Here is a 10,988-nt window from a genome sequence, read left to right on the forward strand (position 1 = left end):
TTAATACGAAGTATACATATTTATATAGACTTGGTAACGATAAACTAACATTAAAGGGATGAGTAGATAACATTTACTTAACGTAGTTATTTTTTTGAATTCTTTTTGTGAAAAGAAAAAAGGCTAAATAAATTAATATTTAGCCTTTTTTATAATTTACTTGAAGATGAGATTTACTATTTATGTTCTCTATAGGTCTCTAACAAGTTCATTGTTGCGGTAATAAGATCTTTGGTTTCTAATAGTAATCCAAAATACAGCGTTGTATTTTTTGGGCTACTTTCTTCAGTTCTTGTTCTAGCAACTTGTTTATCAATTTTTTGATTTACTTTATTGAAGAGCTCTTGTTTTTCATTAATAATATTATCTATATGATCAAAATCTCTATCGCTAAATGCTTTTTTGATTTGTTTAAACAACTCATTTAATTGCTCTTCGATCTCTTTTAAGTCTTTGATCTGATTGAATCGAAGTTTTTTATGATTGTTATTTACATGTTTATGACTTGCCTTGGTAATATATTCCAAAGATTGAGACATATCTTGCAGATATCCTAAAATATTAATATAGAAGTTACTGGCACCTACACTAGACTCGTCGAGATTCTTGATAAAGTAAAAAATGTTATCTCTTAGCTCTTCTACTTCTTCATCTAGTTTAGCAATTCCTTTTTTACTTTTCTTTAAGGCTATCAAATCATATTTTACAAGGCTTTCGATTGTACTTGTGTAAATCTTATTTCCTCTATTTACAAAGGATTTGATGTTATCTGCGCTTTCTTCGATCACTCCTTGAACAGAGCTACTTTCAGAATTTTTAAGACTGTCTTCAGCTTTCTCTGCTTTGACTCTTTTTCTATAATTAATAGTATTTCTCGCTAAAAGCAATACTGCTACAAGTAATAGTACTGCAATCATTATAGGACCACCAAGATTAATCAAAAATGCTACTGCTGCTGCTGCAATAAAGGCACTTATAGCTGTAAAGAACCATCCGCCAATCACGTTAAGTACTCCAGCTACACGATACACAGCACTTTCTGTTCCCCATGCTCTATCTGCTAATGAGGTACCCATTGCTACCATAAAAGTAACATAGGTTGTAGAAAGTGGTAATCCCATAGAAGTTGCAATAGAAATCAAAACTCCAGCTACCATAAGATTTACTGCTGCTCTTACCATATCAAATGCAGGCATTTGGTAAGTTTTGTTCTTTGGTAGGTCTATTACAGGTTTAGTGAATCTTTTTTCTATAAATTCCATAGCAGGTCTTGGTGTAATAGCAGCAAGTCCTTGAGATATCAAAACAGTACTTCTAACAACACCTCTTGATAAAAAATTTGGTTTAAAACGTTCTTTAGCTTCCCCTTCTCTGGAAAGATTAATTTCGGTATCAGCAACATAACGTGCTTTTTTAGAAAACCATAATGTAAGAACCATAATTCCTCCTGCCAAGAATAATAATAACACTGGCGTTTCACTTTTTTTAGCTAAAACATCCATAGAAAACTCTGCTGCAGGAACACCAGAAACTACCCAAGCCTCATAAGATTGCCAGCCTGCAATTGGAACACCAATGAAGTTTACCAGGTCATTACCAGAAAAAGCCAACGCTAATCCAAATGTACCTACAATGATAATAAGCTTATAAATATTTACTTTAAAGAAATTAATAAGAATATATGACAATATTGACCACAGTACAAAACCAGCAGCTACGATCTGAAATACATAGGTTTCTAAAAAACCTCTCAATGTCATTTTAATTGTCCCTGCATCTCCATCAATTTTAAATAGATTTTTTTGAGCTTTAGCCAATTCTTTTACATTTTCGTATGCACTACCAAAATAATTATTAGCCCAGTCTAATAGTCCTTCTGGCCCACCATTATAAACAACATCAATTATGGCTTTAGCATAATTCGTACCTTTAATTCCTTTCATGAAAATGAAATATAGTAATGCAGTTAATGCAATCCCTCCAAATAAAGCACCAACCCATTTGGCTTTCTTTTCAAAATTATAGGATAGTAGTAAACGGGTTATAAATTGTACAATAGCACCCACAGAGAATGCTATCACTACCGAGAGCAGAATACCACTAATAATTTTTGTTGCTGTCTTAGTATTAATATAATTCCCTAAATCAGAGAAAGTTAATCCTTGATCTGCTCCAATTTTAATCAGAGCAATAGATACTGCTGCTCCTAAAAGATTAAATACAATAGATACCGTTGTCGAAGTAGGCATCCCCAGCGTATTAAAAAAATCGAGTAGGAGTATGTCTGTAATCATAACTGCCATAAAGATGATCATGATCTCATCAAAATAGAATTCGCCAGGGTTAAATATACCCTTACGAGCTACTTCCATTAATCCACTAGAAAAAACAGCTCCTGCTGCAATACCAATACTAGCAACAATCATAATTGTTCTAAAAGACACTGCTTTAGAACCAATAGCAGAATTCAGGAAGTTAACAGCATCATTACTAACTCCCACAATAAGATCGGCAATCGCTAATATCGCTAGCGCGACTACCATTAATAAATAAATATTATCCATACTTTTTGTTTAAGGTGCAAATATTATAATCAATTCTCAGCTTAATGTTACCAAACTGTTATGTATTAGCTTGTGATTTAGAAATGTATATCAAATTGTAATCTATACATTAATCCACTACTATCCCCATCTTCAGTGGTATAACTTATATCAGATTGAACTTTTAAGTTATGCCCTGCAATATATTTTGATACCCCTAAGGTATATTGTTCTTCAAGACTTTTACCAACAATTGCATCATAATTAAGATTGGTATAACGTCCAGCTACTTCCCAATTGCTTTTAAATAAATATCCAGCTTGAAAATTTAATGCATTACCAACCTGAACGATATCTCCTGTTGGTGTCCCATCTTCTTCTACAGCAATCGCTTCATCAGCATCTCTATCGGCAAACTCTCCCATAAAAGAGAAACCTTTATACTTAAACACAGCATCTACAAATATGGTAGAGATATTAGTCTCATAAAAACCAGTATTGGTTTGCATATAAGAACCCTGATTACTTCTGTTTTTTACAGCATCTGCATTAAAATCATAAGTTGCTGCCAGCATTAATTTAGGAGTTTGTTCTCTTTTAAGATCCCCTCCTTTATAATCTCCTTTACCTTTAAATTTACCAAAAGGTAACAATTCTAGTCTTCCTGTATACTGATGGCCGCCTAAATTCCCACTGGTAATATTTCTTCCTTCTCCCTGAGAAACTGCAAAAACTTCTCTAACTATAAATTTATCAGATAATTTAAAGTGATGTCTTAATTGTACTCCCAAATCACGATCTATGTTAAATCGGCTATTTAATCTGGAACGATCTACTAATTGTAAGTTTGCTGAGGAAATAACACGTTCTACATTACCGGGTAGTTTTGTTTGCCCAGCCCAAAGGGTAAAGTTTTTGTAGAAATTCCATTTTATAACGGCATCAAGAATATAACGAGGAGCATTACTAGTGAATTCTGAAGCTCCAGAAATATCTCTATTAGATAATCCCAACTCTATTTTATATTGAAGTTTTGGGCTATAAGCAAAACCATTAAATTTTAAACGGGCTCTTCTTACTAAAAAATTAGTCTCGGGTTTACTATAATTATTATCGTTAATATCCCAACCGGTAGTAGAAAGTAATTGAAATCTGGTTGCAAATTTCATGCTCCACGAGCTGTCTTTGGCAACAACATTTAAGATTCCTTTTCCAAATTTAGTCTCAGTAGTTTCCTGAGCATTTACAAAACAAAGCGTAAATAGAACTAACGCTGTTAGTGTATTCTTTAATTTCATAATCGATACTAGTTTTTGTCGCTTGCAAAGAACTTGTATCAGTGTTAAGTTAATGTTAACTTAATGTTTTATAATGATTATATTAAAATGTTTTTTTTAAGTATTTATGCAAAAACGAAAAAGGCTAACCGTTTTCGGTTAGCCCTGTATTTCAAAAATCTAAGTCGACAAAAACTAATATGATTTTTTGAAACTACAAATGTCGTCTTACGACTCGCCAAAAATATTTTATTTGGCGAGTTTTTATGTTACCAAAACTTTAAGCTATCGTTAAAAGTGGCACTATACAAGACTTAACATGTAGCCGAGAAGTGATCCGCCGAGTACAATCCACATAGGATTTACTTTCTTAAACCCAAAAATCATAATAACACCCACCAAAGCAATACTTATTGCTTTCCAGTCGATTAAAGTATCCAAAGACATTACAAATAGTACTGATAACATGATAGCCACAGCCGCAATATTTACAGTATCGAGAAAATAACTAAGCAGTATTGATTTCCTCATTTTGGGAACTAATGGATTAAGAAGTAATACAAAAAGAAAAGAAGGGAGAAAGATTCCTAGTGTAGCAGCTATGGCTCCCCAAAATCCTGCTAATTGATACCCAATAAAGGTTGCAGTAGATAAAACAGGCCCTGGTGTAAATTGGCCTACTGCAATAGCATCTATCAATTCTGGTCTGGTCAACCATCCTTTTGTTACGAGTTCTGCATCCAGATATGCAAACAGAACATAACCACTACCATATAATATGGCACCAACTTTAAAAAATGTCCAAAGAACTTTTATAGAAGAAAGTTTAATAAAAGTAAGTGTAGAAATTTTAAATATGAAAAACGGAGCAAAAGATTTGGAGGAGGTATTTAACTTCGATTTAGAATAAAAATATAATATTCCAAAAAGACCTGCACTTAACAATGCAATAACCTCATTTACCCCCAATAAACTAAAAATTAGCACCAAAACTCCGATAGTACCTAATTCCCAGTTTTTTAATGCTTTCTTTCCTAATTTTAGAATTGCCGATAAAATAATGGCTAATACAGCTGGCTTAATTCCTGAAATAAAAGGAGTTACTTCTGGTAACTGCCCATAAGAAGTATAGAACCAAGCCAAAACTCCTGTAATAACTACGGCAGGAAAAACAAAACAGGCTCCGGCGACAAATAAACCGGCAATTCCGGCACGCTCATGACCGCAATGCATCGTCATTTCGGTAGAATTAGGGCCAGGAATCAGGTTTGTGGCTCCGATAAGATCCAGAAAATGTTGCTTATCCATCCATTTTCTTTTATCAACTACTTCGTTCTCCATCATAGCAATATGCGCTGCAGGACCACCAAAAGCAAAACAACCTAATTTAAAGAAAACAATAGCGACCTCAATAAGCTTTTTCTTTTTATTCATTTATAGTATGATTCTAGAATTATACACAGAACTAAGCTGGTCAAAAATATAAAATAAGCCACTAAATTAGACTAAAATATGTTACCAATCATAGTTGTTGATTCTACGCTGTTATCTAGATTAGTACGAGTCTTAACTTTACAAAAACAAAGCTGAATAGATGACTGAATTAGAAATCTTAAATATTGCGAATGGTAAATTTAACATTGATTAAATAGTTAATAATCAATATATTATAGGATTAATGTTAATTTAATGTTACGTAAATGTTGTTTAAATGTAAAATAAGTACTACTTTTATAATATAAGTCGACATCCCAAATAATCTAAAATATTTAAAATCATGAAAAAGATAATAGTAGCAATGGCCATTTTGTTTTCTGCAACCGCAATGGCTCAGGATGTAAAGCCGACTTTTGAAAAGCAAGGAGATCAAATTAAAGGTACATTTTATTTTGAAGATGGAACGGTAAGACAACAGGGTTTCTATAATAAAGAAGGTAAACTTCATGGAGAATGGAAATCTTATGATGCTACAGGAAAGAAAATTGCCATGGGGCAATATAATAATGGAGTAAAAACAGGGAAATGGTTTTTTTGGAATGCAGATAAATTATCTGAAGTAAATTATAATAAAAATCAAATCGCTGATGTAACAACTTGGTCGGGTAAAGACAATGTAGTTGTGAATTATAAAAATTAGATTTTACCACAAAAAAATAAACAGAAAAGACTTCCTTAATCGGAGGTCTTTTTTGTTTTTAAAACTTTCAAAAAAGAATAGTATTATTTCTTTGATTTGATTTTTCTATCTCAGAAAGGTTATAATTTTTTTTACATTACGTATTCGTTATATGTTTTCTTAACAATAAAATGAATCTTTTTCAGGAAGAGTTTTATTAGTGTTAATTTCTTGTTTACAGTGGTTTGTATGCGAGTCTAACATTGAATTAATATTGAGAAAACATTCAATAAACAATGCGAGATAACAATTTTCTAACATTAATATGACACATAATTAATTTTTGAATAACACAGATTTAACACTGCCTGTCGTTCTTTGCCGGGAATTTCAGAACAAGTTAAATGAGAAAAATTGTTACACTTTTTGCGTTATTTTTTGTAGGAATACTCTTCGCGCAAGAAACCGGTTCGATTACCGGAACATTGTTAGACAAGGAATCTAATAATCAACCTTTACCTTTTGCTAATGTATTAATTAAAGGAACAACCAAGGGAACGACTACAGATTTTGATGGTTTATATACTATTGAAAACCTGGAGCCAGGAACATATGTACTAGAGTTTAGTTTTGTAGGGTATGAAACTTTAGACATTAAAGATGTAATCGTAAAATCAAATGAAACCACTACAGTCAATACTTCTATAGCAGCAAGTGCAGCTGCATTAGATGAAGTTGTAATTAAAACTACGACCAAAAAAGAATCTGAAGCAGCTATTTTATTAGAACAAAAAAATGCGGTGACTATTCAACAAAAGATAGGAGCGCAAGAACTTTCTAAAAAAGGAGTCAGTGATGTTGCAACAGGTTTAACTAAAGCAACAGGTATTTCTAGGCAGAGCGATAAATTATATGTTCGTGGATTAGGAGATCGTTATAACAATGCCTATTTAAATGGATTACCTATCCCATCATTAAATCCAAAGTTAAAACTTATTGATCTGGGTATATTTCCAACCGATATAGTTGAGAATTTAGGGATTTATAAAACGTATTCTCCAGATATCTATGGTGATTTTGCAGGAGCAAGTGTAAATATCGATACCAAAGATCGTCCTGGAAAAGGTTTTTTAGAAGTTGGTTTTAGTTCGGGAGTAAATTCTAATGCTGTTAGTAATGATTTTTTCTTACTTAATGGAGGACAATACGATGAATGGGGATTAGATGATGGATCAAGAAGAGTTCCTGTTTTCTTAGACATCCCGAACTACAATTACAATAGTACAGAAATAGATTACTATCCTTTTAGTACTTCTTTTAATCCTGTTAAAAAATTTAATGCTCCAGATGGAGGTATGAGTATTACAGGGGGTAAAACCTTCACAATTGCAGAAGATCAGAAATTAGATGTATTGGTGACTGGATCGTTTAGTCAAAATCATAGAACTGCTTTGGGAGGTAACCAAGCTGCTTTTAACTCTCAGGGAGAAAGTATTACTGGATTAGGAAATTTTAAAAATGTAGATCGATATGAATATTTTACTAACACTACGTTATTAGGAAGTTTAGGATATCGATGGAATAGTAATAATAAAATTCTTGCGACTACTTTATTTGTTAATGATACCGAGGATGAACTCAGAGAATTTACAGATGGTGTTAGTAGTGAAGATACAGATGTAGGTATTCGTTTAAGAAGAGGGACCTATGAGCAAAATAACCTGTTTACACAGCAACTTACTGGAGAACATAGGTTTAACGAAAGTAAGTATCAACTAAATTGGGGAGTTGCGTATAATAAAGCAAAGGGACTAATACCCGACAGACGTCAATTGGTGTTTACAGAGTTACAAAATGGAAACCTTGTTTTAGGAAATCGTACAAGTCCGGATTTGGCAAACAATCAACGTTTTTATCAAGAATTAAATGAAAATGATTATTCTGGTAAGATTGATTTTGATATTAATTTTGGAAAGGATGAAGATGATAATTTTAAAAATGCACTTACTGTTGGATTAGCAGCAAGATCAAAAGATAGAGATTTTGAATCTAATCAGTTGAACTACAACCTTAACAGTCTTGTAAATCAAAATGTAGATTTTAATAATCCAGATGCAGTACTAAACGAAACTAATTTCCTTAGTGGAGAATACATTGTTTTAGAAAATCTTAATCCAACAAGAATTTACGAAGCAGATTTATTAACCATTGCTGGGTATGCAAATTTACAATATGCATTCACAGAGAAATTAACCTTCAATGGAGGTGTTCGTGCAGAATTGTTTGAGCAAAATATATTTTATAGAGAACAACAGGATTTAGAAACGTCTCCTTTTAAAACACAAAAGATTGATGAAACGTTTATCCTGCCTAGTATAAGTTTAAAATATGAATTAAACTCAACATCAAACCTTCGTTTTGCAGCTAGTAAAACAGTTACACTGCCAAAATTTACAGAAATAGCACCTTTCTTAGACGAAGATGTTACTGAAGCCACTCTGGGAAATACTATTCTTAGTAATTCTGATAACTATAATGTTGATATCAAATGGGAACATTTTCCCGAGCAGACTGGCGAATTGGTAGCAGCCACATTATTTGGTAAATATATCGAAAACCCAATCGAAAAAGTATATGTAGCATCAGCTTCAAATGTAAACACATTTATCAATTCTGATAATGCTGTAATCTTTGGAGCAGAATTAGAATATAGAAAGAATCTGGGTAATCTTTTTAAAGTAGAAGAAACAATCTGGAACAGCCTAAACTTTGGCGTTAATACTACAATAATGTATACACAGGTAGAAATTGACCCAACAATTACAACGTTTAATGGGTCTAATATTGCTCCAACTAATGTAGAAAGACAATTACAAGGTGCTTCTCCTTTTCTGGTAAATGCAGATGTAGTGTATGCCAAAGAATTTGGTAATCACAAAATTACTTCAGCTTTGGATTTTAACATTTTTGGAGATCGAGTGTATTCTGCTGGAGGAAATGGAGTAGGAGATATTTTTGAAAAAGGATTCGGAGTGCTAAACTTTAATTTTAAAGATGAGATAGGAAAGCATGTTGAAATAAGCCTTAAGGCTAAAAATTTATTAAACCCATCTATAGAACGATACCAAGATCAAGAAGATTTAGGTCAGGAGTTTACTACCTACAAATTTGATAATGGAATCAACTTTAGCCTTGGAGTTACTTTTAAACTTTAATTATAAACGGAAAACACAACTAAAATTAATCATTATATAAAATGAAAACTAAAAAATTATTTACGGGAATATTAATAGGAACAGCAGTTTTATTTAGTGCTTGTACTATACAAGAAGATAATATTGGAGATATCACAATCAACCAGGGAGGTTCTGGAGGAGATACTTCTGGAACCGAAATATTAGAAGGTCAGATTACAGAAAATGCTACGTTAAAATCAAGTGAAGTATACGAGTTAAGAGGAGGTGTATCAGTGGTAGACGGAGTTACATTAACTATTGAAGCTGGAACAAAAATTATCGCAGGTGATGTAGGAGGAGTATTCTCATATTTAGCTATCGAGCAAGGAGCAAAAATTATTGCAGAAGGTACTGCAGCACAACCTATCGTATTTACCTCTAATAAATCTACTCCTAATCCTGGAGATTGGGGAGGATTATTATTGGCTGGTAAAGCTCCTATCAATAGAGGTACTACGGCAACTACAGAAGTTGCAAACCTTACCTACGGGGGGACTGATCCGGCAGATAACTCGGGAATATTGCGTTATGTGCGTTTAGAATATACAGGAGGAAAAATTAATGATGATGCAGAATATAACGGACTTTCATTATATGGTGTTGGTAATGGAACTACTTTAGAATATATCCAGGCTTTTAATGGAAATGATGATGGAGTAGAATTTTTTGGCGGAACCGTAAATTTAAAATATGCTGTTGTAACTGGTGCGGGAGATGATTCTTTTGATTGGACAGATGGATGGATAGGAAATGGGCAATTCTGGATCGCACAGCAAACTTCTGCTGCAGGAGATAAAGGAATCGAAGCAGATAATTTGTCTTCTACTCCTGATGCAGCTCCATTCTCTAACCCTACTTTATCTAATATTACGCTAATCGGTGCAGAAGATGGTGATGGCGAAAATAAAGGAATTGAATTTAGAGCAGGAACCAAAGTAACAATGTACAATGCTATAATCAAAGCATTCCCAGGAAAAGGAATTGAAGTTGATGATGATCAAACATTGATCAATCTTAATAATAATGAAGTAATTGTTAAAAATTCTATCATCGATAATGCAAAATCATTTGATTTGGATCATGGTGGTGCAACTGTGGATTTTGCAGATTTTGCAACTTTTAATAATTTTACGATAGATGGTTCTGGTGCTCCATTTAATAGTGCAGGTACTGCTATACCAACTGGTTTTGAAATTACTGGTGTAAGAGGAACCTATGCGTATACTGCTGCGGTGGATGGTGTAGATAATTTTGACCCTTCTACATTAGGAGCATTCTTTGACGCTGCTAACTATGTCGGAGCGTTACAAGAGAGTGATACCTGGACATCAGATTGGACTCGTTTATAGTATAATATCCCATATTAAGTATTTGAATTATAGAAGCTTGGCTAATTGCCAGGCTTCTTTTTTTAGTGTATTTCAGAATAAACAATTTACAAATAGGTAATAATCAAGTTGAAAGGTTAAAAACGTAAAGAAAACTAATCTTAGAATCTCATATTTCGCTATGGTGTTTTATCTTAGTGTTAAGGCAGATTCTATAAATTTACTCGGTTTAACACCTTCATAACAATTCTCTAATAATTTATAAAAAATAGATTTTGTGTCGCCGTTAATATTTGAGACTCAAAATATGATATAGATTAGTATGCCTTATTTGATTCGAGTATACCTTATGATTCAGTAGTTTATTGGCAATTTAATAGTATAAATCCTAGGCGCAAATTCCCTCAAGAATCCTACAGGTTTCACCTTTTTTTTCATTTTTCCTACGTCACATTCCCTTAAACTAACCATAATAGTGGGGTAAAATC

Annotated in this window: 6 protein-coding genes; 3 read left to right on the forward strand and 3 right to left on the reverse strand. The window is 32.9% G+C overall.

Annotation, left to right across the window (positions count from 1 at the left end):
* Positions 1–176 precede the first annotated feature (176 nt).
* From DG435_RS18945 to chrA, 3 genes are all read right to left on the reverse strand, one after another.
* Positions 177–2,564 (reverse strand): inorganic phosphate transporter, encoded by a 2,388-nt coding sequence (locus DG435_RS18945; RefSeq protein ID WP_108840650.1) that lies wholly within the window; start codon positions 2,562–2,564, stop codon positions 177–179.
* 77 nt (positions 2,565–2,641) lie between these two features.
* The gene (locus tag DG435_RS18950) at positions 2,642–3,841 is read right to left on the reverse strand and encodes a porin (RefSeq protein WP_106793363.1); all 1,200 of its coding nucleotides are present in this window, start codon (positions 3,839–3,841) and stop codon (positions 2,642–2,644) included.
* 282 nt (positions 3,842–4,123) lie between these two features.
* Positions 4,124–5,254 carry a chromate efflux transporter gene (chrA, locus tag DG435_RS18955; protein WP_106793364.1) on the reverse strand — a complete coding sequence of 377 codons (1,131 nt, stop codon included), beginning with the start codon at positions 5,252–5,254 and terminating at the stop codon, positions 4,124–4,126.
* A 343-nt stretch (positions 5,255–5,597) separates the two neighbouring features.
* Here chrA and DG435_RS18960 point away from each other — a divergent pair, with 343 nt between their 5' ends.
* From DG435_RS18960 to DG435_RS18970, 3 genes are all read left to right on the forward strand, one after another.
* The gene (locus DG435_RS18960) at positions 5,598–5,957 is read left to right on the forward strand and encodes a toxin-antitoxin system YwqK family antitoxin (protein ID WP_024768184.1); all 360 of its coding nucleotides are present in this window, start codon (positions 5,598–5,600) and stop codon (positions 5,955–5,957) included.
* A 383-nt stretch (positions 5,958–6,340) separates the two neighbouring features.
* Positions 6,341–9,151 (forward strand): TonB-dependent receptor, encoded by a 2,811-nt coding sequence (locus tag DG435_RS18965; RefSeq protein WP_108840651.1) that lies wholly within the window; start codon positions 6,341–6,343, stop codon positions 9,149–9,151.
* A gap of 41 nt (positions 9,152–9,192) precedes the next feature.
* Complete coding sequence (locus DG435_RS18970; protein ID WP_106793367.1) at positions 9,193–10,521, forward strand: hypothetical protein; 1,329 nt, start codon at positions 9,193–9,195, stop codon at positions 10,519–10,521.
* Positions 10,522–10,988: the final 467 nt, after the last annotated feature.

Origin of the sequence: Aquimarina sp. Aq78, from assembly GCF_900299525.1 — a bacterium.
Lineage (GTDB): Bacteria > Bacteroidota > Bacteroidia > Flavobacteriales > Flavobacteriaceae > Aquimarina.